The following is a 21,879-nucleotide window of genomic DNA, read 5'->3' on the forward strand; positions in this document are numbered from 1 at the left end:
TAGAGTCGACTGTTGGTCGACTGGCAGTAGAGCAGTCGACCAACAGTCGACTCTACTACCGCCCCGGTCGATGAGAAGCCCGCCGCAAGGCGGGCTTTTCGCATGCGGCGTTAGAATCGCCGGCACACCGTTCCTCCCACCTTCGAGTCCACCATGCAGCGTGCGTCGTCGTTCCGCCTGTTCCTGCCGTCGCTGTTGTTGACCCTGGTCGTTGCCGGCTGTGGCGACAAGGACGCGAAGGCGCCGGCGACCACGGTCACCCAGCCCAGCGCGCAGGCCGCGGCCGCCGCCGATCCTGCCGCTGCACCGTTGCTGGCCGCGCTGCAGAAGCAGCTCGACGGCTACCGCCGCATCATCGTGCTGCTGGCCGACGAGGAACAGCAGTCGGCTGCCGACCGCGGTACCTCCACGCGCGTGGGCCAGCAGCTGTTCCACGATGGCCTGGAACAGCGCACGGCCATCGCCGCGCAGTTCGACACGCTGCTGCGCGGCTCCAGTCCGCAGCGCTTCGCCACCCTCGGCACCGTGCTGGACTACATCGAGTCGGCGCCGGAACTATTCGACGCCGACCGCCTGGCCTTCCGCGAAGTGCTGCGTGACCTGCATGAACGGGTCGGCACCGATTCGTCGCTGCCGGCGGTGAAGCTGCACCAGCGCATCGGTGAGGACCTGGAGGCGCTTGATGAGATCGAGCGCAACTACAACCAGGAACTGACCCGCATCTTCAGCCGCTTCGAGCGCACCCGCGCCATCGAACTGAAGCGTGAGAAGTGGGACGACTACATCGCCCACCTGCACAAGGACTACAGCCGCGAAGCGATCCTGCGCGACTATGGCGTGATCGAGCCGTACCCGATGTCGATGAAGGACAGCGACCGCGAGATCTTCGGCCGCGACCTGCCGGCCAAGACCGTTGTGCTCACCTTCGACGATGGCCCGCACAAGGCCTACACCGATGAAGTGGTGGCCATCCTCAAGCGCTACGATGTGCCGGGCGTGTTCTTCGAAGTGGGCCGCAACCTCGGCAAGGTCGAGGCCGACGGCAAGGTCAGCCTCGGCCCGATGGCGAAGATCAGCCGCAACCTGATGGAAGAGGGCTATGCGGTCGGCAATCACAGCCTGACCCACGCCCAGCTGTCGCGCACCACCGGTGACGCGCTGCGCCAGCAGGTGCTGGACACCGACACGCTGCTGAAGGATGTCGACAGCAAGCGCGCGCCGCTGTTCCGCTTCCCCTATGGCGCACGCAATGCCGAAGGCCTGCAGCTGCTCAACGAAGCCGGGCTGAAATCCATCATGTGGAATATCGATTCGATGGACTGGGCCGACCCGGTGCCGGAGTCGATCGTGCAGCGCGTACTCGACCAGGTGAACAAGGAACAGCGCGGCATCATCCTGTTCCACGACATTCACGATCGTGCGGTGAAGGCGCTGCCGCAGATCCTCGACCGGCTGATCGCCGATGGCTACCAGTTCGCTGGCTGGAACGGCCGCGACTTCACGGTCGCCCGTGCGCGCAAGGGCGATACCGGTGCCGCCACCGTCACCACCGGCTACGAGAAGTCCTGGGCAATCGTGGTCGGCATCGACAACTACGCCAAGTGGCCGAAGCTGGAGTACGCCAGCCACGATGCGCAGGCGGTGGCCGATACCCTGACCGGGCAGTTCGGCTTCCCGTCCTCGCAGGTGATCGTGCTGAAGAACGAGCAGGCCACGCGCAACAACATCCTGGCTGCCTTCCACGACCGTCTGGCCGATGACCGCACTGGCAAGAACGATCGCGTGTTCGTGTTCTTCGCCGGCCATGGCGCGACCCGCCAGCTCGCCTCCGGGCGCGACCTCGGCTACATCATCCCGGTCGATTCGGACCCGAAGGAATTCGCTACCGACGCCATCGCGATGACCGACATCCAGAACATCGCCGAGAGCATGCAGGCCAAGCACGTGATGTTCGTGATGGATGCCTGCTACAGCGGCCTGGGCCTGACCCGTGGCGGTCCATCGTCGTCGTCGTTCCTGCGCGAGAACGCGCGGCGCAGCGCGCGGCAGATGCTGACCGCCGGCGGTGCCGACCAGCAGGTGGCCGACGCCGGTCCGAACGGCCACTCGGTGTTCACCTGGGTGCTGCTGCAGGCATTGGCCGGCAAGGGCGACCTCAACGGCGATGGGCTGATCACCGGTACCGAACTGGCCGCCTACGTTGCGCCGGCCGTCTCAGCCGTTTCACACCAGACCCCGGCCTTCGGCAGCCTGCCCGGTTCGCAGGGCGGCGAGTTCGTGTTCCAAGTGCCGGACAGCCAGGAGTTCCTCAATGCCGATACGCGCCAGTTGACCGCCGATGCGATCGCACTGAACAACAAGGTTGAAGCCGCCAGCGAAGCCAAGGGCAGCCAGGCGCCGGTGACGGTGGCCGACCTGCAGGGCGGCAAGGCCAAGCTGGTGGTGCCCACTGCGGGCCCGGCGTCGGATCGCCAGCGCGCGCAGCAGGCCAATGACCGCGGCCTGCAGCTGTACCGCGAGAAGCAGTACGACGAGGCGGTGGCGCAGTTCACCGAAGCACTGAAGCTGCGTCCGGACTTCGCCCAGGCCGCCAACAACCTCGGCTTCGTCTACTACCGCCAGCAGCGCTATGCCGAAGCGGCGCGCTGGCTGGAGAACACGCTGAAGATCGACCCCTCGCGTGCAGTGGCCTATCTCAACCTGGGTGATGCCTACTTCAACGCCGGCGACAAGGCCAAGGCCAAGCAGGCCTACACCACCTACTTGGCCTTGCAGCCGCAGGGCAGTGGCGCGGCCCAGGCGCGCGCACAGCTGGAGAAGCTCTGAGCCATGAACGACGCGATCCGCACCGACACCATCGTCGCCATCGCCAGCGCCCCTGGCGCCGGCGGTGTCGGCCTGCTGCGCCTGTCCGGCCCGCGTGCTGCGGCCATCGCCAATGCACTGGGTGCACCTGCACTGCGTCCGCGCCACGCGCACTACGCGCGCCTGCGTGATGCCGAAGGCGAGGTCATCGACGATGGCATCGTGCTGTGGTTCCCGGCACCGAACAGCTTCACCGGCGAGGAAGTGGTGGAACTGCAGGGCCACGGCAGCCCGGTGCTGCTGCAGCAGCTGGTCGCGCGCTGCATCGCGCTCGGCGCGCGCCAGGCGCGGCCGGGTGAGTTCAGTGAACGGGCATTCCTCAACGGCAAGCTCGACCTGGCCCAGGCCGAGGCCATCGCCGACCTGATCGCCGCGGGCGACAACCGCGCCGCGCGCGCGGCACGTCGCTCGCTGGATGGCGTGTTCTCGCGCCGCATCGACGCCGTGGTCGAGCAGCTGGTGCTGCTGCGCATCCACGTGGAAGCGGCCATCGATTTTGCCGACGAACCGCTGGATACGCTCGGTGGCGCGCAGGTGCGGCGTGGGCTGGAACAGGCGCGCAGCGATCTGGCCCTGCTGCGCCGCGATGCCGAACGCGGCCGTCGCCTGCGCGATGGCCTGCACGCGGTGCTGATCGGTCCGCCGAACGCCGGCAAGAGTTCACTGCTCAACGCGCTGGCCGGCAGCGAACGCGCCATCGTCACCGACATCGCCGGTACCACCCGCGACACCCTGCGCGAGACCATCCGCCTGGACGGCCTGGAGCTGACCCTGGTCGACACCGCCGGCCTGCGCGACGGGGGTGACGCCATCGAACGCGAAGGCATGCGCCGCGCCCACGTGGAAATCGAGCGCACCGATCTGGCGCTGATCGTGCTGGATGCGCGCGATCCGGCGGCTGGCGAAGCGGCGCTGGGCGAGGCCGTGGCGGCGGTGCCGCACAAGGTCTACATCCACAACAAGTCGGACCTGCTGGAGGCGTTGCCGTCGCTGGACGATCCGGACCGCGTGTTCGTTTCGGCCGCCACCGGCGCCGGGCTCGACGATCTGCACGCGCGTCTGCGTTCGATCGCTTCGGCCGGGGCAGGGGAGCAGGTGGATGGCGAGTTCTCCGCGCGCACGCGCCATGTGGATGCAATCGAACGTGCGCAGGAACATGCGCAGCGCGCCGATGGCGAGCTGGCGCACGAGCACCTGGAGCTGGCCGCCGAGGAACTGCGGCTGGCGCATGACGCGCTGGGTGAGATCACTGGGCAGATGAGTGCCGATGATCTGCTGGGGAGGATCTTCTCCAGCTTCTGCATCGGCAAGTAAGCCTTGGTAGTGCCGGCCGCTGGCCGGCAACCCAGCCGAACGAGCTCCTCGGGATCGCTACGGGGTCGGAGCCCCTGCGGGGATCCGACCCCAGGTCCCCCACCTGTCACATTGCCGCCGCATACTGACGCCCATCACATACCGCTTGGGGAAGTCGCAGTGAAGTCGTGGGGTTGTGCGTTGCTGTTGTCGCTGGCCGTGGCACCATCGGTGGCCATGAGTGCTGAATCCTCCACCCCGGCCGCGCACAAGGTGTCGGTCTATGGCCATCGCGGGGCGAGCGCGTTGCTGCCCGAGCACACCCTGGCCGCCTATGCGCAGGCGATCGCCGATGGCGCCGACTACATCGAGCCGGACCTGGTGATGACCAGGGACGGGGTGATGGTGGCCCGCCACGAGAACGAGATCAGCGGCACCACTGATGTGGCCTCGCATCCCGAATTCGCCAGCCGCCGCACCAGCAAGGTCATCGACGGGCAGAAGGTGGACGGCTGGTTCACCGAAGACTTCACCCTGGCCGAGCTGAAGACCCTGTACGCCCGTGAGCGCCTGCCGGAACTGCGCAGCACCGCCTACGACGGCCAGTTCCGCATCGCCAGCCTGGACGAGATCCTGGCCTTCCTGGTGCAGCAGGCCGGGCGTGCCAACCGCGGCATCGGCCTGGTACCGGAGATCAAGCACCCGACCTACTTCCAGTCGATCGGCCTGCCGATGGAAGACAAGCTCCTGACCGCGCTGCGTGGCAATGCCTATACCAACGTCGGCCCGGTCACCATCCAGTCGTTCGAGACCGCCAACCTGCGCTACCTGCGCGGCAAGATCCCGCGCGGCAGTAACATCCGCCTGCTGCAACTGCTGTGGAAGGGCGACACCCAGCCGGCCGACATCGCCAAGGCCGGTGGCAAGCTGACCTACGCGCAGATGATGACGCCGGCAGGACTGAAGGACATCGCCAGCTACGCCGACAGCATCGGCCCGGAACTGCGCTCGATCATTCCGCTGGATGCCAAGGGCGCGCTGAGCACTCCGACCACGCTGGTACAGGACGCACATGCAGTGGGCCTGATGGTGATTCCGTACACCTTCCGTCCGGAGAACCACTTCCAGGCCAGCAACCTGCGCAAGGGCGCCGACAATGCGCGCAATGCCGAGGGTTCGATTGCCGAGATGCGTGCCTATCTGGCCACCGGCATCGATGCCTTCTTCACCGATGACCCGGCACTGGGCCGGCAGGCGGTGGATGGCATGGGCGCGGCGGGGAATGCGGCGAACTGACGGACTCTGGTAGGTGCCAACCTTGGTTGGCACACTACAACCGCGCCGACCAAGGTCGGCCACTACCGGTTCATGAGGGTGCCGGCCAGCGGCCGGCACTACCGGGGCATTTTCAGCCGCGCGGCTCGTCTGGCCGGCGGAACGGGATCACCACGTAGTCCTGGCCTTCGCGCGGCTGCCACAGCACCGGCACGCGCTGCGGTGACGGCGGTTCCAGCTCGTCGTCGGGTAAAGGTTCGACGTCTTCTTCTTCGTCTTCCCAACTGTAACGCGGGCGCGGCGGCAGCGGGTCGGCATTGCGGAACAGCAGCGCGGCGATGATGCCGGCGAAGGCGCCGCCCATGTGCGACTGCCAGGACACGCCGTCGGCGTGCGGCAGGATGGTCATCAGCATGCCGCCGTAGAACAGCATGCCGATCAGGCCGGTGGCAATCGCTGCACGGTCGCGGCGCAGCAGGCCCAGGCTGGCCAGCAGGAACATCAGGCCATGGGTGACGCCGCTGGCGCCCAGGTGCACGCTGCCCGGATTGCCCAGCATCCACGCACCGATGCCCGAGCCCAGCCACAGCAGGGGCAGGGCGCGCACGGTGGCTTTCGGGTAGACGCTGCCGGCCAGCGTGCCCAGGATCAGGATCGCGATGCTGTTGGCGGCGATGTGCTCGACCGAGGCATGCAGCATCGGGCCGCCGATCAGGCCAAGCAGGCCCTTGGCTTCCAGCGGCGCGACCGCCCAGGGCCGCCAGTCGAAGGTGCCCTGCAGGGCGAACACGGCCACCAGCACCAGCACGGCGGCCAGGCTGACATTGAACGCCCGCAGGATACGCGAGCGGTCATTGCGGGGGGCCGGCAGGTCGCCAGCGGGCAGGGGCGCGTTGTTGTCCATACCTCAGCAATGGCGGTGACTGGCGCGAAACCAAGGCCACCGCAACGGGAGAGTGGGTGCGGCCGGCGGGACAATCCCGCCGGCCGGCCATGATCAGGCGTGGCCGGAGCCTTCCTTCGGCGGGTACTTCAGGCTCAGTACCACGGTGGCGGCGATGATCACCGCGACCACGCCCAGCGACACCGGGGTCGGGATCTTGAACAGGTCGATGATCATCATCTTGATGCCGATGAAGCCCAGCACCAGCGCCAGGCCATACGGCAGCAGGTGGAAGCGGTCGGCCATGCCGGCCAGCAGGAAGAACATCGCGCGCAGGCCCAGCACCGCGAACACGTTGGAGGTGAGCACGATGAACGGGTCGGTGGTGATCGCGAAGATCGCCGGAATGCTGTCCACGGCGAAGATCACGTCGGTGACCGCGATCAGGATCAGCACCGCGAACAGCGGGGTGAACCAGCGCACGCCGTCGCGCTTCACGCTCAGTGCGTTGCCGGCATAGTCCGGCAGCAGGCGCAGGTGCTTGCGCATCCAGCGCAGGGCGGGATTGGTCTCCAGGTCCGGCTCCTGGCCGGCGGCGAACCACATCTTCCAGCCGGTGAACAGCAGGAAGGCACCGAACACGTAAAGCAGCCAATGGAACTGGCTGATCAGCACGCTGCCAGCGAAGATCATGATCGTACGCAGCACGATCGCGCCCAGGATGCCGATGATCAGCACCTTCTGGCGCTGCTCCTCCGGCACCGCGAAGTAGCTCATGATCATCAGGAACACAAAGATGTTGTCGACCGCCAGCGCCTTCTCGACCAGGTAGCCGGTCAGGAACTCGAGGCCGACCTTGTTGGCCACCACCTGGCCGGCGGTCTCATTCAGGTAGTACCAGAGGCCCGCATTGAACAGCAGGGCCAGCGCGACCCAGCCGATGGACCACCACAGGGCCTCCTTGAAGGTGACCTTGTGCGGTCCACCATGGCGCATCAACACGAGGTCGACCAGCAGGGCGATGACCACCACCGCTGCGAAGCCGCCCCACAACCACACGTTACCGATCGTCTGCATTGGGAATGTCCGTTGGAAAGATGAATGCCAGGCCGGACGGCGAGGATCTGCAACGGAGGATCGGGAGGGGGATCCAGGGACAGAGCTTCGCCAGTACGGCGAAGGTCTCGCTCGCAGTTCCAGTCGGCTGGAACTGCCGTTGCACCGGAGCCTGCGGGCTCGAAATGACGGCGACAACGTCTGGGAGCTACTCCCCTTCTGGCGCCGATTCTGCCGTCTGGCCCCGCCGCCGTCAAATGGGGGAGGCCAGGGGTCGGATCCCCAAAGCGGCTCCGACCCCATCGTCGCCACACTGGGGTCAGAGCCCCTGCGGGGCTCCGACCCCGGCACCCGGTTTACAATGGGTGGATGAATACCCCCCTTCCGATTGTCCGCCTCAAGAATGCGTGGCGTTCCAGCCACCCGTGGATCTTCCAGAAACTGGTCGAGAAACCGACCGTCCGGCCCAAGCCCGGTTCCATCGTCGACGTGGTCGGCATCGATGGCGAGTTCATTGGCCGCGGGTTCTACAACGGGCACTCGCGCATCGCCGTGCGCATCCTCGAAACCGACCAGAACGTGCCGGTCGATGCCGGCTGGTTCTCGCGCAAGATCGCCCAGGCGGTGTCGCTGCGCCGTGAGGTGCTGAAGCTCGACGCGGTCTCCGACGCCTGGCGCGTGGTGCACAGCGAAGGCGACGGCCTGTCCGGCCTGGTGGTGGATCGCTACGGCGACCTGGTGGTGGTCGAGTTCTTCGCCGCCGGCATGTTCCGCCACCGCGAATGGATCTACGACGCCCTGCGCGAGCAGTTCCCGGGCTGCCGTTTCCACAGCTTTGCCGACGAACACGTGCAGAAGCAGGAGAGCTTCGACTTCCACGGCAACACCAGCACCGAAGCGTCGGTGATCACCGAGTACGGCATCAAGTTCCGCGCCGACCCGGCCGGCGCGCACAAGACCGGTTTCTTCGCCGACCAGCGCGAGAACCGCGAGTGGCTGAGCCAGCAGGTGGAAGGCAAGAGCGTGCTGGACCTGTGCTGCAACACCGGCGGTTTCGCCGTGTATGCCGCTGCGCGTGGCGCTTCGGAAGTGGTCGGCATCGACATCGATGAGGACGTCATCCAGATCGCCAAGGGCAATTCGCGCCTGAACAACGTGCGCCCGAAGTTCATCCAGTCCGACATCTTCCCGTGGCTGCGCGACGCCGCCAACCGCGGCGAGCAGTACGACGTGGTGATCCTGGATCCGGCGAAGATGACCCGCGACCGCGACCAGGTGATCACCGCGCTGAAGAAGTACCTGGACATGAACAAGCTGGCGCTGGGCGTGGTCAAGCCCGGTGGCCTGTTCGCCACGTTCTCCTGCACCGGCCTGGTTGCCGAGGACCAGTTCCTCGACATGCTGCGCCGCGCGGCCTATTTCTCCGGCCGCACGATCCAGATCCTGAAGGTGGCCGGCGCCGGTCCGGACCATCCGTTCATGGCCCACGTGCAGGAATCGCGTTACCTGAAGGCCGTGTTCTGCCGCGTGGTCGACTGATTTCCAGATGTAGAGTCGAGCGATGCTCGACTCGCGGTGCCTGATCAGTCGAGCACGCCTCGACTCTACAAATCTGCTGGCCGCAGCGCTATGGTCGGGCTCTTCCCATTGCCGGTGAGAGCCCATGCCATCGTTGCGCCACCTGTCCGTCGTGCTTGCCCTGGCGCTGTGTGCGCCGCTGTCGGCTCATGCCATCGAGTTCAGCGCACAGGAACTGGCCCGCGCCAAGGCCCTGCAGCAGCGCCTGGTCACGCTCGACAGCCACCTGGATACGCCGGCCAATTTCGGCCGGACCGGCTTCGACATCGAGCAGCGCCACGACCGCAACGCACTCTCGCAAGTGGACTACCCGCGCATGGTCGAGGGCGCGCTGGACGGCGGCTTCTGGGCGATCTACACCGATCAGGGCGACCGCAGCCCAGCCGCGCACCTCGCCGAGCGTGACCATGGCCTGCAGCGGCTGCTGGAGATCCGCGAAATGCTGGCCGCCAATCCCGAGCGTTTCGCGCTGGCATTGACCGCCGATGACGCGGCACGCATCAAGGCCGCCGGCAAGCGCGTGGTCTACATCAGCATGGAAAACGCCAGCCCGCTGGTGGAAGACCCCAGCCTGCTCTCGTTCTACCACCGTGCCGGCCTGCGCCTGCTCAGTACCGTGCACTTCGCCAACAACGAGTTCGCCGATTCGGCCACCGACCCCAAGGGAGCGGAATGGAAGGGCCTGAGCCCGGCCGGCAAGGGCCTGGTGCAGCAGGCGGTGAAGCTGGGCATCGTGATCGACCAGTCGCATGCGTCCGACGCGGTGTTCGATGACCTGCTGGCAATGATGCCGGTGCCCTTCGTGCTGTCGCACAGCTCAGCCAAGGCGGTCTACGACCACCCGCGCAATCTTGATGACGCGCGCCTGCGCAAGCTGGCCAAGGCCGGCGGCGTGATCCAGGTGAACGCCTATGGTGGCTACCTGATCGACACCGCAAAGACGCCCGAGCGCAAGCAGGCCGAGGAAGCGCTGAGCAAGCAGCTGGGTGGCTGGGAAGGCATGGGCATCGAACAGGGCGTTGCCCTGCTGAAGGCCGAGCAGGCGCTGGACCACGAGCACCCGGTGCGCCATGCCAGCCTCGACGACTTCTTCGCCCACTTCGAGCACATCCTCAAGGTGGTCGGCCCCGAGCACGTGGGCATCGGCCTGGACTGGGATGGCGGCGGCGGCCTGAGCGACCTGCCCGATGTCAGCCAGCTGCCGAAGATCACCGCGTGGCTGCTGCGCAAGGGTTACACCGAGCAGCAGATTGCCGGCATCTGGGGCGGCAACCTGCTGCGGGTGATGCGCCAGGCGCAGGACTACGCGGCAAAGCAGGGCGGTTGACCGCCCTGCGGTAGTGCCGGCCAGCGGCCGGCATTGCCTGTATCAACAGGATGCGAGGTGCCGGCCAGCGGCCGGCACTACCGGCGATCCGGTTATTTCGCGATCAGCGCGTGGCGACGGCTGTACAGGAAGTACAGCACCAGGCCGGCCACGTTCCACAGCAGGAAATACAGCTGGGTGGTGTGCGGCAGGCTGAGGAACAGGTAGATGCAGCCCAGCGCGGCCAGCGGGCCGACCACGAAGGCCAGCGGCGTGCGGAACGTGCGCTCGCGGTTCGGCTCGCGCAGGCGCAGCACCACCAGGCAGATGCCGACGGCGGTGAACGCGGCCAGGGTACCGGCGTTGGCCAGCGCGGCAATCTCGTCCAGGCGCGCCACACCGGCCAGCGCCGACACCACCACTGCGGTGAACAGCGTGGTCGCCACCGGCGTGCCGGTGCGCGCGTTGACCTTGGACAGGCCACGCGGCAGCAGGCCATCACGGCTCATCACGAAGAAGATGCGGCTCTGGCCGTACAGGAAGGCCAGCAGCACGGTCGGCAGGGCGATGATCGCGATCACGCCGATCACCATCGCCGCGGTCGGATGGCCCAGCTGGCGCATGATCAGCGCCAGCGGCTCGGCGCTGTGGCCGAACACGGCGTAGCTCATCGCACCCACGGCGGCCAGCGCCACCAGCACGTAGACGATGGTGCAGCCGATCATCGAACCGATGATGCCGATCGACAGGTCGCGGCCCGGGTTCTTGGTTTCCTCGGCGGCGGTGGAGATCGCATCGAAGCCGTAGAAGGCGAAGAAGATGATCGCCGCGGCCGCCATCACGCCGTGCTCAACGCCGTCAGGGCCCATCGACTTGGCGAAGCCATACGGCATGAACGGCTGCAGGTTGGCGCTGTCGAAGGCGGGCAGGGCCACGGCCACGAAGATGGCCAGCGCGATCAGCTTGAACACCACCAGGACGGCGTTGAGGGTGGCGCTTTCCTTGGTGCCGGCCATCAGCATGCCGGCCACCAGCCAGGTGATGATGATCGCCGGCAGGTTGATCATGCCGCCTTCCACGTGCGGGCCGGCCGCCAGCCAGGCCGGCAGGTGCACGTTCCAGCCGAACTGGGTGTGGACCCATTCGAGGAAGCCGACGAAGTAGCCGGACCAGCCCACCGCCACCGTACTCACCACCAGCGAGTACTCCAGGATCAGACTCCAGCCCACCACCCAGGCAAACACCTCGCCCAGCGCACTGTAGCTGTAGGTGTAGGCACTGCCGGCGGCCGGCATCATCGTCGACAGCTCGGCGTAGGACAGCGCCGCGCAGGCGCAGACCGCACCGGCGATGGCGAAGGAGATCAGCACGGCCGGGCCGGCCAGGTTGGCACCGACGCCGATCAGCGTGTAGATGCCGGTACCGACGATGGCGCCAATACCCAACGCGATCAGGTGCGGCCAGCTGAGCGTCGGGATCAGACGCCTGCCGGCTTCGTGGACGGTGACGGAATCTAGGGACTTGCGCCGGAACAGGGACATGCAGGCCTCGGAAGGGGTGACTAAGAACGACAAGTTCCCGAGTGTGACCGAACGCAGCGCAGCATTACCACTGACGGGGGTCATGCATGGCGGGGCGCGCGCTGCACCCCGGCCACGCTGCCGGAATCGGCACAAATGCTGGCAGGGTTCGAAATGATTCGATCCCTCAAGGCGAGCCCGGAGGCGATTGAAGTACGAGAGCAGGGGCCAGATCGATGCTGACCCGCTGCGGATCGATCACCGGCGCCGCACCTTGGGTTCTCAACTGGGCCACCAGCACTTCGAAGCCATGCGCGCGGCCGAACGCGTGCTCGTCCAGGGTCAACGGCAGCAGCTGCAGGAAGTCGAATCGTCCCGATGGCAGTTGCTGGGGTCCCGGAAAGTGCAATGACGGCACGAAGACGGCCGCCTGCAGCATGCTCCCTGCGTGATCCACCGGCCCCCCCAGCTTCAGCCGGTCCCATGGCGCCAACGGATTGCCGGGCATGCGTGAGTGGCACAGCAGCAGGTGGTACGCGGTGAACCAGCGCAAGGTGGTCAGCGCCCACGTCGCTTCATCCTGCGTCTCAAGCATCAGTTCGATGCCCCACCCCGAATCTCCATCTTCGTGCCGCCCTTCCCAGGGGTTGGACAGGCCGGTGCTGACATAGATCCAGTGCCGTCGATCACCGTGCGGAGGGCACGCATTGACGCCGACATGCAGCCAGCGCGGGTCGATCTGCTCCTGCTTGAAGACGTTGCGCAGCAGATCCATGTCGAGGGGGTAGATCCCCGGTCCGGTATCGCCGAACAACCGCCGGTACAGCGTCTCCTCCCGATACTCCCAGCTGCGCTCCAGCAGGGTGTCGTCGTCGATGGTGCTCACTCAGCCACCCTGCCGGGCCAGCGGCAGCCGTCTTCCTGCCAGGCTTCGGGGTCGTCGTGGAAGGTGGTGCTGCGGCCATCGCGGGCGCGTTCGTAACGCAGATCCAGCACCAGGGCACCCTGCGTGCTCAGCAGGTAGCGGCCGTTGAGGCGTCCGTCGATGCGTTCTTCCCAGACGCTGTCGAACTGGTACGGGCGATCTTCGGCCAGCACCGTGGTCTCCATCGAGATCCGGTGCAGGGGCAGGCGCTCGCGCTGCCCGGCGTAGCGCACATCGGCCCGGCCGTCTTTCAGCCAGCGCCATTCCAGGTGGATGCTGTCATTGCGACCGCCGCTCAGGCAGCGATGGTCCTGCACGGTGGTGCCAGAGGCGGTGCCGGCGAGCAGTAGTGCGACCGCGGTTGCCAGCCAGGCCTTCATCCGTTCAACCCCAACCGGATGCCGAACCCGACAAGGAACAGGCCGGCCACGCGGCGCAGCGCATCGCTGATGCGCGGATGCTGGATCAGGCGGCGACGGGCCAGGTTGCCCACGCCGATCAGCATCGAGCAGTAGGCGATGCTGACCACCAGGATGATGCCGGCCAGGGCCGCGAAGGTGGCGATGCCCTGGTGCGCCTTCGGATCGATGAACAGCGGCAGGAAGGCCATGTAGAACAGGATCGCCTTCGGGTTGAGCAGGCTGACCAGGATCGCCTGCTGGAAGTAGCGGCCCGGCTGCATGCGGATCGGACCAGCATCACCGCCCTCGTGCTTCGGCGTGCGCAGCAGGCTGATGCCCACCCATACCAGGTAGGCCGCACCCAGGTACTGCACAGCGTGGAAGACCAAGGGGTTGGCCTTCAGCAGTGCGGCGACACCGGCCAGCGCCAGCCACATCAGGATCTGGTCACCCACCAGCAGGCCGGCCAGTGCGGTGTAGCCGCCGCGCACGCCGCCCCGACCGGTGGCGGTCAGCAGGGTGAAGGTGCCGGGGCCGGGCAGGGCGAGAAACACCAGCACAGCGACCAGAAACGTCCACAGGTCCTGGATGCCCATCCACGGCATGGCGGTGTTCTCTCTTACGGGGGGCCGCCATTGTCGGCCAGCACCGGGGTGGGCGACAGGGGGCGGGGAAGTCCATCGGGCATGCCAGACAGCAGCGGTTGCAGGTGCTGGCGCAGCTGCGCGTGCAGTTGCCGTACCGCGGGCGAGAACTGCTTGCGGTGCGGGCATACCAGCTGCAACGGAATGCTGCTGCCAACACCGTCGAGCAGCAGCTGCAGGCGCCCGGCCAGCACGTCCTCGCGCAGGTCCAGCCAGGACTTGTAGGTGATGCCTTCGCCGGTCACCGCCCAGCGCCGCACCACGTCGGCGTCGTCGCAGACCAGCGGGCCGCGCACCGGGATCACCGTGCGGCGCCCGTCGACCTCGAACGACCAGCGATCGTAGGCGCGGCCACTGAGCTGGTAGACCAGGCAATCGTGCTCACGCAGTTCGTCCAGGCGCACCGGCGTGCCCCGTCGCTGCAGGTAATCGGGCGAAGCCGCGAGCACACGACGGTTGCCTTCGAGCAGGGGCAGGGCCACGTAGCTGGCGTCGTCGAAGTGGCCGATGCGGATCGCCACGTCGACCGGATCGCGGAACACGTCGGCCACTTCATCGGACAGCCGCAGGTGCAGGCGCAGCCGTGGATGCGCGGCTCGGAACGCGGTCAGCCACGGCAGCAGCAGGTTGCGACCGAAATCCGACGGTGCCGACAGCTGCAGCGTGCCGTGCAGTTCGGCGTCCTCGCCCTGTACGCGGGCCCGCCCTTCGCGCAGGGTAGCCAGTACCTCCTGCGCATACGGCAGGTACAGCGCGCCCTCGCCGGTCAGACGCAGGCTGCGGGTGGTGCGCACGAACAGGCGCAGGTCCAGTTCGCGTTCCAGCCGCGCCACGGCAGCAGCGACCTGGCCGGGTAACAGATCGGCCTCGCGGGCCGCCTGCGAGAAGCTGCCCAGTGCGGCCGTGCGGACGAACAACTGCAGGTCGTCGAAGCGGATCATCTTCATTGCCGGAGTGAAAGTGCTGCCCGATTCTGCGCCTTTCTGAGCGACCGTGCGCGGCGCAACCTGTGCACTCCTTCCCCACCGGACCGCTGCCATGCGCGCCATTGCCTACACCCACGCCGGCCTGCCGATCGATGATGCCCAGGCCCTGATCGACATCGAACTGGAGCTGCCGCAGCCCGGCCCGCGTGACCTGCGCGTGGCGGTACGCGCGGTGGCGGTGAACCCGGTCGACACCAAGGTCCGTCGCGGCGTGGCCACCGATGGCCCGCGCGTGCTGGGCTGGGATGCGGTCGGCATCGTCGACGCGGTGGGCAGCGAAGTCACCCTGTTCCAGCCTGGCGACGCGGTCTACTACGCCGGCGTGATCGACCGCCCGGGCAGCAATGCCGAGTACCAGCTGGTGGACGAGCGCAGCGTCGGCCGCAAGCCGGCCAGCCTCGATGATGCCGCCGCCGCCGCGCTGCCACTGACTGCAATCACCGCCTGGGAGCTGCTGTTCGACCGCCTGCGCATCCCCGAGGGCGGTGGCGAAGGCCAGACCCTGCTGGTGATCGGTGCTGCTGGCGGTGTCGGTTCGATCCTGGTGCAGCTGGCGCGGAAGCTGACCAGGCTGACCGTGATCGGCACCGCCTCGCGTCCGGATACCCAGGACTGGGCGTACGCAATGGGCGCACACCACGTGATCGACCACAGCCTGCCGCTGGCCGAGGGACTGGCACGGCTGGGCATCAGCGAGGTGCAGCACGTGGCCAGCCTGACCCACTCCGAGCAGCACTACGCGCAGATCGTGGAGCTGCTGGCGCCGCAGGGCCAGTTCGGCCTGATCGACGATCCGGGCCAGGTGGACGTGATGGCGCTCAAGCGAAAGGCACTGTCACTGCACTGGGAGTCGATGTTCACCCGCCCGCTGTACAAGACCGCGGACATGCAGCGCCAGCACGACCTGCTGAACCGGGTGGCCGAGCTGATCGATGCCGGCGTGCTGCAGACCACCCTGGGCGAGCATTTCGGGCGCATCGACGCGGCCAACCTGCGGCGCGCGCATGCGCTGCTGGAGAGTCACCGCGCCAAGGGCAAGATCGTGCTGGAAGGCTGGTAACGCTGGTTGTTCCCGCGTCCTCGGGGTCAGATCCCTTTCCCGTTGGGAAAGGGATCTGACCCCTGCCTCAGGCCACGCCGTTGTCGACGTGTTCGGCGAAACCGGGCTGCTGGCGCAGGCGTTCGAACCACGCCGCGAGGTGTGGCAGTGCGGGCTTGTGGCCGGGTGTGCTGCGCCAGCGCTGGGTCGACAGCCCCAGCACGATATCGGCGAGGGTAAAGGTGTCGCCCGCCACGTAGGCATCGGTGGCGGCCAGCTGGGCTTCAAGCACACCCATCAGCCGGTTCCACTGCGCCAGGCTGGCCTCGGCACGGGCATCGTCCGGGTAGTCCGGATGCTGGCGCACGCGCGCCATGAACACATGGCGCCAGGCGCTGTTGAGGTCGCTGGCCTGCCAGTCCATCCACTGCTCCACCCGGGCCCGGGCCTGCGCTGCTGCGGGCAGCAGGTCGTCACGGCCGGCGCGGGCGGCCAGGTAGCGGCAGATGCTGTTGGACTCCCACAGCACGAAGTCGCCATCGCGCAGCACCGGTACCTGCCGGTTCGGATTCAGTGCGGCCAGCAGGTCCGCGGGTGGCGCAGGCTCGTGGCGCAGGGGCAGATCCAGCCCCGCGCACAGCCACAGCACCTTGCGCACGTTGATGGAGGTGGGCTTTCCGTACAGAGCGAGCATGGTTCTGGCGCAGCAGCTGAGACTCCGCCAGCCTACACTTGCCCCATGCAAACCGAATATCTGCTCATTGGCGGCCTTCTATTGGCCGTGCTCATCCTGCAGCTTGTCGCCCTGCTGCGCCGCCCGCCGCACGACCGCCTCGAACAGGCGGTGCGTGAGGAGGCGCGCGCCGGGCGCAGCGAGCTGCGCGAACAGCTCGATGGCTTTGCCCGCGCGCTGACCGATCTGTCCACCCGCACCGACCAGCGCCTGGACCTGCTGCGCGAGGCGCTGGGCGAGGACGCCCGCAAGGCGCGTGCCGAGGCGGCGGAGAGCCAGCAGCGTGGCGCCGCACTCATGGGGCAGCGCCTGCAGGAACTGCGCGGCCAGCTGGAAACCTTCGGGCAGCAGCAGGAAGCGCGCATCCACGCCTTCGGCCAGCAGCTGCAGGAACTCACCGGGCGGACCGATACCCAGCTGGGCGCGCTGCGCCAGACCCTGGTGGACGATGCGCGCAAGGGTCGTGAGGAAGGTGCGCAGTCGCAGCAGCGCCTGACCGAAAGCCTTGGCCTGCGCCTGCAGGAACTGACCCAGCGCAACGAACAGCGCATCGCCGAGATGCGCGCCACGCTGGAAGAGCAGCTGCGCGCGCTGCAGAACGACAATGCGCAGAAGCTGGAGCAGATGCGCCACACCGTGGACGAAAAGCTGCAGTCGACGCTGGAAACACGCCTGGGCAACTCCTTCAAGCTGGTTTCCGAGCGCCTGGAACAGGTGCAGCGCGGTCTTGGCGAGATGCAGCAGCTGGCCACCGGCGTTGGCGATCTCAAGCGTGTGCTGACCAACGTCAAGAACCGTGGCAGCTGGGGCGAAGTACAGCTGGAGAACATCCTCGAACAGACGCTCACCCAGGAACAGTACGCGCGGGCAGTGAAGGTACGCCCGGACAGTGGCGAGATGGTCGATATCGCGGTGCGCCTGCCGGGCCGCAGCAGTGACGACACGCCGGTGTGGCTGCCGATCGACTCCAAGTTCCCGCGCGAGGACTACGAGCGCCTGCTCGACGCGCAGGAACAGGGTGACGCCGAGGGCGTGCGCCTGCAGGGCATCCAGCTTGAACGCGCGGTGCGCGTGCAGGCCAAGTCGATCTGCGACAAGTACATCGCGCCGCCGCACACCACCGACTTCGCGGTGATGTTCCTGCCCACCGAAGGCCTGTATGCCGAAGTGATCCGGCGCCCGGGCCTGGTCGACCTGTTGCAGCGCGAGCACCGCGTGGTGGTGGCTGGACCGACCACGGTCACCGCGCTGCTCAACAGCCTGCAGATGGGCTTCCGCACGCTGGCCATCGAGCAGCGTTCCAGCGAGGTGTGGAGCCTGCTGGGTGCGGTGAAGAGCGAGTTCGGCAAGTTCGCCGGCATTCTCGAGAAGGCCGAGAAGCAGATCACCACGGTCGGCCGCAGCATCGGCGAAGCCAGCCGCAAGACGCGCACCATCGAACGGCGCCTGCGCGGCGTGGAGTCGCTGGCGTCAGAGCAGGCGCAATCCCTGCTGGGCGGCTTGGCCGATGCTGATGCCACGGCCGAGGACGAAGGCAACGAAGGCGACGACGGCGACGAAGCCTGAGCTACGTCGACACGCCGCCTGCATGGTCGATGCGTATGCTGGCGGCCTGTCCTACTGGATCAGGTAACGCCATGCGCCTGCGCCTCTGCACCAGTCTCATCCTGACCGCGCTGCTTGTCGCCTGCAGCAGCGCACCGCCGGCTGCCAATCCGGCGGCGGCACCCGCCGCAGCCACCAGTCCCGAAGCGGCCGAGGCCTACCGCGAAGCGCGCGATGTGGACTGCCAGGCCGCTGGCGGCACCCTGCAGCGGCTGGGCCGGCTGCAGCGCGAACAGTGCGTGATTCCCTACGCCGATGCCGGCAAGGCCTGCAGCCGCAAGAGCGACTGCACGGGCCAGTGCCTTGCCGGCGGCGAAGTGGCGGTTGGCAGCCCCGCCACCGGCACCTGCCAGCGCGATGCCCGCCAGAACTTCGGCTGCCGCCAGCGCATTGATGAGGGCAAGGCACAGGGCATGATCTGCGTGGACTGATCGTAGTGCCGGCCGCTGGCCGGCAGCCTCATGAACCCTTGCGAACGATCGCACGATTGCCGGCCAGCGGCCGGCACGACCGACATCGCGCGGCGCTATGCTGGTGGGCCATTCCCCGCTGTTGCCGGAGCCCCCGCGTGAGCACTTCGATCCAGGACATTTCCCTCACCACCATCGACGGCCAGCCGTCCTCGCTTGCCGACTACCAGGGCAAGGTACTGCTGCTGGTCAACGTCGCCTCCAAGTGCGGCTTGACCCCGCAGTACGAAGGCCTGCAGGCGCTGTATGCGGAAAAGCACGCACAGGGCCTGGAAGTGCTGGGCTTCCCGGCCAACAACTTCCTCGGCCAGGAGCCGGGCAGCGAAGCGGAGATCCAGCAGTTCTGCCAGCTCACCTACGATGTCAGTTTCCCGATGTTCTCCAAGATCAGCGTGGCCGGTGACGACACCCACCCGCTGTACCAGCAGCTGACCGCTGCGCAGCCGCAGTCGATCGGCGAAGGCCCGCTGCGCGAGCGCCTGGCCAGCAAGGAGATTCCGATCCACGCCGCGCCGGCGGTGCTGTGGAACTTCGAGAAGTTCCTGGTCGGCCGCGACGGCAAGGTCATCGCCCGCTTCGCCCCGGACGTGGCGGCTGACGACGCGCGCCTGCGCGAAGCCATCGAAGCCGCGCTGGCTGCCTGATCGGCCGGGGTCGGATCCCTTTCCACGGGAAAGGGCTCCGACCCCACCCACGGCGCCAAAGAAAAACCCCGCCGAGGCGGGGTTTTTCATGCGTCGCTGAAAGGACTCAGTGCGTCCACTGCGGCATCGGCATCGCATCGACCGGGATCGGCGAATTGGCGTCGTCGTGGCCACGCTCGCGCTTGCTGCGCAGATCGTTCTCGATCTGGTAGTTGCGACGCTGCATCCATGCATCGCGCACCAGCGAGTACTCGTCCACGGCAGTGTCACGCAGGTCGTCGATCGCCAGCAGCTGCGCGCGGGTATCGACCAGCTGCAGGCCCTGCAGGCCGATGCGGACCTTGTCCTCTTCGATACGGCGGATCGGCGACAGCGGAATGTCGCCGGCCAGGCCGAACACGTCGCGCACGGTACGCGGGCCGAAGAACGGCAGTTCCACGTAGCGCGAACGACGCCAGCCCCAAGCACCCAGGGTCTGGCCGAAGTCCTCATTGCGGCGCGGCACCATCGCCTTGCTGGCCGGATCGAACAGGCCACCGATGCCCAGCGTGCTGTTCATCAGGAAGCGGCCGAGGCTGTCCCATGCATCGGCACCGCGGCCCTGCAGCAGCTGGTTGGTGATGGTCACCGGCGCGCGCAGGTTGCTGAAGAAGTTGCTGACGCCGGTGCGGGCGAAGCGCGGCACCACGTGGGTATAGGCGGTGGCCAGCGGACGCGCGACGCCGCGGTCGACCGCGTTGTTGAACTTGTGCACCTTGCGGTTGAACGGTTCCCACGGATCGTAGGCCGCTGCGTTGGTGGTGTTGCCGGCACCGCCATAGAGGGCATCGAAGTCGTCATCGCCACCGGGCGCGGTGGCGGCTGAGGTCTTCGCCGCGCTGCCGTCGCCGCTGTCGGTGGGAGCAGCCGGCGACGACGCGGCAGCAGCCGGCGGGTTGGCCACCGGCGCGACCGGAGCAGCGTCAGCCGTGCCGGCATCGGTGGCCGCGACGGCGGGCGAGGTGGAAGAACTGGCCGGGACCACGGTGCTGGCTGCCGGTGCATCGCTGCGCGCGGGCTTGCCGGCACAGGCGGTGAGGGCGGTGGCCAGGACGATCAGGGGGAGAGTGCGCACGACGTTCATGTCAGCTCGCAGCAGAAGTAGCGTTGAAATCCAGGTTGGGCGACAGCCGGTAGGCCGCGCTCAGTTCGTTGTAGCCAACCGGCGCGCCGCTGATCACCAGCGGATGGCCGGCCTTGCGCGCACGTGCCGCCAGCTCGGCCAGCAGGGCAAGGCCGGCGCTGTCCACGCGTTCGACCTCAGCCAGATCCAGCCGTGCCAGCTTTGCCGGCAGGGCCTGCAGCTGCGGCCATAGCGCGATCACCGCAGCGCGGTCGAGCACCCCGCGCAGGCGCAGGGTGTCGCCTTCCAGCAGTGCCAGTGCGTTACTTGCCATTGCCCGCGGGCCCGGCCTGCATGCTGCCGCTGTGCAGCTCGCTGGCCACCTGCTTGATGCCCTTCTGGCGCAGCGGGGTGTCGAACTGGTTGCGGAACGTCTGCACGTAGGAGATGCCTTCGATGTTGACGTCGAAGATCTTCCACTGGCCGTTCACGTTGCGCATCCAGTACTCGACCGGGGTCGGCTCGCTGCCGGCACGCACCAGCTCGGTGCTCACGCGCACGCCGCGGTTGCCCGGCAGCGGGCTTTCACCCTTCAGGCGGAAGCTCGGCTTGCCCTGGATGTTGAGCAGGGTCGAACCGTAGCGCTGCATGAGGCTGTCGGCCATGGCATCGGCGAACAGCTTGATGTCGGCATCCGAGGCACCACGGGCGTGCGGGCCCAGCACCAGGCGCGCGGCATAGTCGCGGTCGAAGGTGCGGTTCAGTTCGCTGTCGATGTAGTTGCGCAGGCTGGCCGGGTTGCTGCCGAATTCGCTCCTGCGCTGCTGCAGGGTGGTGAGGATGCGCGTGCTGGCATCGATCACCACCTTGCCGGCCTGGCCCTGCGCCGCGGCAGCGGCGGGGGCGGCGGCCTGGGCCTGGGCGAGGAACGGAGTAGCCGCCAGCAGCGCCGAGGCGAGCAGGGCCGGGATCAGTTTCATCTTCATGGTTGCGGTTCCGTTGCAGGCGCCTGCGCGCCATCGTTGGGCTTCTGAGCAGCGCCGCCACCGGCGCCGCCACTGAACATGTACTTTCCGACCAGCTGGATCAGGTCAACCGCCGGCTGGGTGAAGACAATTTCGTCGCCGGCCTTCAGCACGTCCGGATCACCGCCCGGCTGCAGTCCGATATAGCTCTCGCCGAGCAAACCACTGGTGAAGATGCCGGCCGAGGTGTCCGCCGGCAGGTCCTTGACCTTGCTGTCCATGCGCAGGGTCACGATCGATTCGAACTTCACCGGGTCCAGGTCGATGGAGGCGACCTGGCCGACGGTGACGCCGCCGATCTTCACCGGCGCCTGCTTGCGCAGCTGGCCGACCTGGGAGAAGCGCGCCTTCAGCTCGTAGCCCTGGCTGCCCCAGCTCCAGCGCTGGTTGGTCGAGGCCACCGCCAGCACCATCAGCGAGGCCAGGGCCAGCAGCAGGAAAGCGCCGACGGAGAATTCGAGTCTGGGACCGCGGATGGCCATGTGGATTACCTGATCGAGTCGTGGTGGCCGCGCGCGCCTGCGCACCG

At 67.4% G+C, this 21,879-nt stretch carries 21 protein-coding genes; 9 read left to right on the forward strand and 12 right to left on the reverse strand.

The window, feature by feature from the left end; translation table 11 throughout:
• Positions 1–153 precede the first annotated feature (153 nt).
• The 3 genes from AC5P5X_RS17140 to AC5P5X_RS17150 all read left to right on the forward strand — a co-directional run bounded on the left by AC5P5X_RS17140 (position 154) and on the right by AC5P5X_RS17150 (position 5,454).
• On the forward strand, positions 154–2,826 hold the full coding sequence (locus AC5P5X_RS17140) for a polysaccharide deacetylase family protein (protein WP_111189418.1): 2,673 nt from the start codon (positions 154–156) through the stop codon (positions 2,824–2,826).
• Positions 2,827–2,829: 3 nt separating this feature from the next.
• On the forward strand, positions 2,830–4,179 hold the full coding sequence (mnmE, locus tag AC5P5X_RS17145; protein ID WP_005411725.1) for a tRNA uridine-5-carboxymethylaminomethyl(34) synthesis GTPase MnmE: 1,350 nt from the start codon (positions 2,830–2,832) through the stop codon (positions 4,177–4,179).
• Positions 4,180–4,338: 159 nt separating this feature from the next.
• Entirely contained in the window at positions 4,339–5,454 is a 1,116-nt protein-coding gene (locus AC5P5X_RS17150) for a glycerophosphodiester phosphodiesterase (RefSeq protein WP_005411724.1), read from the forward strand.
• Positions 5,455–5,566: 112 nt separating this feature from the next.
• Here the strand turns inward: AC5P5X_RS17150 and AC5P5X_RS17155 are convergent, their stop codons facing one another.
• Both AC5P5X_RS17155 and AC5P5X_RS17160 read right to left on the reverse strand, forming a co-directional pair.
• On the reverse strand, positions 5,567–6,337 hold the full coding sequence (locus AC5P5X_RS17155) for a rhomboid family intramembrane serine protease (protein WP_005411723.1): 771 nt from the start codon (positions 6,335–6,337) through the stop codon (positions 5,567–5,569).
• 93 nt (positions 6,338–6,430) lie between these two features.
• The gene (locus AC5P5X_RS17160; protein WP_005411722.1) at positions 6,431–7,393 is read right to left on the reverse strand and encodes a TerC family protein; all 963 of its coding nucleotides are present in this window, start codon (positions 7,391–7,393) and stop codon (positions 6,431–6,433) included.
• 348 nt (positions 7,394–7,741) lie between these two features.
• Between AC5P5X_RS17160 and AC5P5X_RS17165 the strand changes: the two genes are divergently transcribed.
• Together AC5P5X_RS17165 and AC5P5X_RS17170 are read left to right on the forward strand one after the other, a co-directional pair.
• Positions 7,742–8,911, forward strand: a complete 1,170-nt coding sequence (locus AC5P5X_RS17165) for a class I SAM-dependent rRNA methyltransferase (RefSeq protein WP_099562727.1) — start codon at positions 7,742–7,744, stop codon at positions 8,909–8,911.
• A gap of 124 nt (positions 8,912–9,035) precedes the next feature.
• Complete coding sequence (locus AC5P5X_RS17170; protein WP_049395270.1) at positions 9,036–10,277, forward strand: dipeptidase; 1,242 nt, start codon at positions 9,036–9,038, stop codon at positions 10,275–10,277.
• 92 nt (positions 10,278–10,369) lie between these two features.
• Here AC5P5X_RS17170 and AC5P5X_RS17175 read toward each other — a convergent pair whose 3' ends face one another.
• From AC5P5X_RS17175 to AC5P5X_RS17195, 5 genes are all read right to left on the reverse strand, one after another.
• Positions 10,370–11,797, reverse strand: a complete 1,428-nt coding sequence (locus tag AC5P5X_RS17175) for an amino acid permease (protein WP_012481681.1) — start codon at positions 11,795–11,797, stop codon at positions 10,370–10,372.
• A 166-nt stretch (positions 11,798–11,963) separates the two neighbouring features.
• Positions 11,964–12,662 (reverse strand): suppressor of fused domain protein, encoded by a 699-nt coding sequence (locus tag AC5P5X_RS17180; RefSeq protein WP_005411718.1) that lies wholly within the window; start codon positions 12,660–12,662, stop codon positions 11,964–11,966.
• Positions 12,659–13,081 (reverse strand): hypothetical protein, encoded by a 423-nt coding sequence (locus tag AC5P5X_RS17185; protein WP_005411717.1) that lies wholly within the window; start codon positions 13,079–13,081, stop codon positions 12,659–12,661. The genes AC5P5X_RS17180 and AC5P5X_RS17185 overlap by 4 nt, the downstream gene beginning before the upstream one ends.
• Complete coding sequence (leuE, locus tag AC5P5X_RS17190) at positions 13,078–13,707, reverse strand: leucine efflux protein LeuE (protein WP_005411716.1); 630 nt, start codon at positions 13,705–13,707, stop codon at positions 13,078–13,080. The genes AC5P5X_RS17185 and leuE overlap by 4 nt, the downstream gene beginning before the upstream one ends.
• A 14-nt stretch (positions 13,708–13,721) precedes the next feature.
• Positions 13,722–14,693 carry a LysR family transcriptional regulator gene (locus tag AC5P5X_RS17195; protein WP_044571094.1) on the reverse strand — a complete coding sequence of 324 codons (972 nt, stop codon included), beginning with the start codon at positions 14,691–14,693 and terminating at the stop codon, positions 13,722–13,724.
• Between the two features lie 91 nt (positions 14,694–14,784).
• Here AC5P5X_RS17195 and AC5P5X_RS17200 point away from each other — a divergent pair, with 91 nt between their 5' ends.
• Positions 14,785–15,792, forward strand: coding sequence for a zinc-binding alcohol dehydrogenase family protein (locus AC5P5X_RS17200; RefSeq protein ID WP_012481679.1), 1,008 nt, complete (start codon positions 14,785–14,787; stop codon positions 15,790–15,792).
• 67 nt (positions 15,793–15,859) lie between these two features.
• On the opposite strand, the gene AC5P5X_RS17205 is transcribed toward AC5P5X_RS17200, so the two are convergent.
• Positions 15,860–16,465, reverse strand: coding sequence for a glutathione S-transferase family protein (locus AC5P5X_RS17205; RefSeq protein ID WP_049395266.1), 606 nt, complete (start codon positions 16,463–16,465; stop codon positions 15,860–15,862).
• Positions 16,466–16,510: 45 nt separating this feature from the next.
• Here AC5P5X_RS17205 and AC5P5X_RS17210 point away from each other — a divergent pair, with 45 nt between their 5' ends.
• From AC5P5X_RS17210 to AC5P5X_RS17220, 3 genes are all read left to right on the forward strand, one after another.
• Positions 16,511–18,070 carry a DNA recombination protein RmuC gene (locus AC5P5X_RS17210; RefSeq protein WP_005411712.1) on the forward strand — a complete coding sequence of 520 codons (1,560 nt, stop codon included), beginning with the start codon at positions 16,511–16,513 and terminating at the stop codon, positions 18,068–18,070.
• Positions 18,071–18,141: 71 nt separating this feature from the next.
• The gene (locus AC5P5X_RS17215) at positions 18,142–18,540 is read left to right on the forward strand and encodes a hypothetical protein (RefSeq protein ID WP_005411711.1); all 399 of its coding nucleotides are present in this window, start codon (positions 18,142–18,144) and stop codon (positions 18,538–18,540) included.
• Between the two features lie 137 nt (positions 18,541–18,677).
• Complete coding sequence (locus AC5P5X_RS17220; protein ID WP_005411710.1) at positions 18,678–19,223, forward strand: glutathione peroxidase; 546 nt, start codon at positions 18,678–18,680, stop codon at positions 19,221–19,223.
• 106 nt (positions 19,224–19,329) lie between these two features.
• Here AC5P5X_RS17220 and AC5P5X_RS17225 read toward each other — a convergent pair whose 3' ends face one another.
• From AC5P5X_RS17225 to mlaD, 4 genes are read right to left on the reverse strand one after another with little or no spacing between them, the layout of a single operon-like run.
• The gene (locus tag AC5P5X_RS17225) at positions 19,330–20,346 is read right to left on the reverse strand and encodes an MlaA family lipoprotein (protein WP_005414957.1); all 1,017 of its coding nucleotides are present in this window, start codon (positions 20,344–20,346) and stop codon (positions 19,330–19,332) included.
• A gap of 1 nt (position 20,347) precedes the next feature.
• Positions 20,348–20,659 (reverse strand): STAS domain-containing protein, encoded by a 312-nt coding sequence (locus AC5P5X_RS17230; protein ID WP_005411708.1) that lies wholly within the window; start codon positions 20,657–20,659, stop codon positions 20,348–20,350.
• Positions 20,649–21,311: an MlaC/ttg2D family ABC transporter substrate-binding protein gene (locus AC5P5X_RS17235; protein ID WP_005411707.1), complete on the reverse strand. Its 663-nt coding sequence runs from the start codon at positions 21,309–21,311 to the stop codon at positions 20,649–20,651. Before AC5P5X_RS17235 ends, AC5P5X_RS17230 begins: the two co-directional genes overlap by 11 nt.
• Positions 21,308–21,832, reverse strand: coding sequence for an outer membrane lipid asymmetry maintenance protein MlaD (gene mlaD / locus AC5P5X_RS17240; protein ID WP_005411706.1), 525 nt, complete (start codon positions 21,830–21,832; stop codon positions 21,308–21,310). Before mlaD ends, AC5P5X_RS17235 begins: the two co-directional genes overlap by 4 nt.
• Positions 21,833–21,879: the final 47 nt, after the last annotated feature.

The sequence above is a fragment of the Stenotrophomonas sp. YJH_SMC_91 genome, assembly GCF_059368495.1.

Coding starts and splice junctions, on each gene's coding strand:
- AC5P5X_RS17140 (WP_111189418.1), top strand. CDS start 154: ATGCAGCGTGCGTCGTCGTTCCGCCTGTTCCTGCCGTCGCTGTTGTTG.
- mnmE (WP_005411725.1), top strand. CDS start 2,830: ATGAACGACGCGATCCGCACCGACACCATCGTCGCCATCGCCAGCGCC.
- AC5P5X_RS17155 (WP_005411723.1), bottom strand. CDS start 6,337: ATGGACAACAACGCGCCCCTGCCCGCTGGCGACCTGCCGGCCCCCCGC.
- AC5P5X_RS17160 (WP_005411722.1), bottom strand. CDS start 7,393: ATGCAGACGATCGGTAACGTGTGGTTGTGGGGCGGCTTCGCAGCGGTG.
- AC5P5X_RS17165 (WP_099562727.1), top strand. CDS start 7,742: ATGAATACCCCCCTTCCGATTGTCCGCCTCAAGAATGCGTGGCGTTCC.
- AC5P5X_RS17170 (WP_049395270.1), top strand. CDS start 9,036: ATGCCATCGTTGCGCCACCTGTCCGTCGTGCTTGCCCTGGCGCTGTGT.
- AC5P5X_RS17175 (WP_012481681.1), bottom strand. CDS start 11,797: ATGTCCCTGTTCCGGCGCAAGTCCCTAGATTCCGTCACCGTCCACGAA.
- AC5P5X_RS17185 (WP_005411717.1), bottom strand. CDS start 13,081: ATGAAGGCCTGGCTGGCAACCGCGGTCGCACTACTGCTCGCCGGCACC.
- leuE (WP_005411716.1), bottom strand. CDS start 13,707: ATGCCGTGGATGGGCATCCAGGACCTGTGGACGTTTCTGGTCGCTGTG.
- AC5P5X_RS17195 (WP_044571094.1), bottom strand. CDS start 14,693: ATGAAGATGATCCGCTTCGACGACCTGCAGTTGTTCGTCCGCACGGCC.
- AC5P5X_RS17200 (WP_012481679.1), top strand. CDS start 14,785: ATGCGCGCCATTGCCTACACCCACGCCGGCCTGCCGATCGATGATGCC.
- AC5P5X_RS17205 (WP_049395266.1), bottom strand. CDS start 16,465: ATGCTCGCTCTGTACGGAAAGCCCACCTCCATCAACGTGCGCAAGGTG.
- AC5P5X_RS17210 (WP_005411712.1), top strand. CDS start 16,511: ATGCAAACCGAATATCTGCTCATTGGCGGCCTTCTATTGGCCGTGCTC.
- AC5P5X_RS17215 (WP_005411711.1), top strand. CDS start 18,142: ATGCGCCTGCGCCTCTGCACCAGTCTCATCCTGACCGCGCTGCTTGTC.
- AC5P5X_RS17225 (WP_005414957.1), bottom strand. CDS start 20,346: ATGAACGTCGTGCGCACTCTCCCCCTGATCGTCCTGGCCACCGCCCTC.
- AC5P5X_RS17230 (WP_005411708.1), bottom strand. CDS start 20,659: ATGGCAAGTAACGCACTGGCACTGCTGGAAGGCGACACCCTGCGCCTG.
- AC5P5X_RS17235 (WP_005411707.1), bottom strand. CDS start 21,311: ATGAAGATGAAACTGATCCCGGCCCTGCTCGCCTCGGCGCTGCTGGCG.
- mlaD (WP_005411706.1), bottom strand. CDS start 21,832: ATGGCCATCCGCGGTCCCAGACTCGAATTCTCCGTCGGCGCTTTCCTG.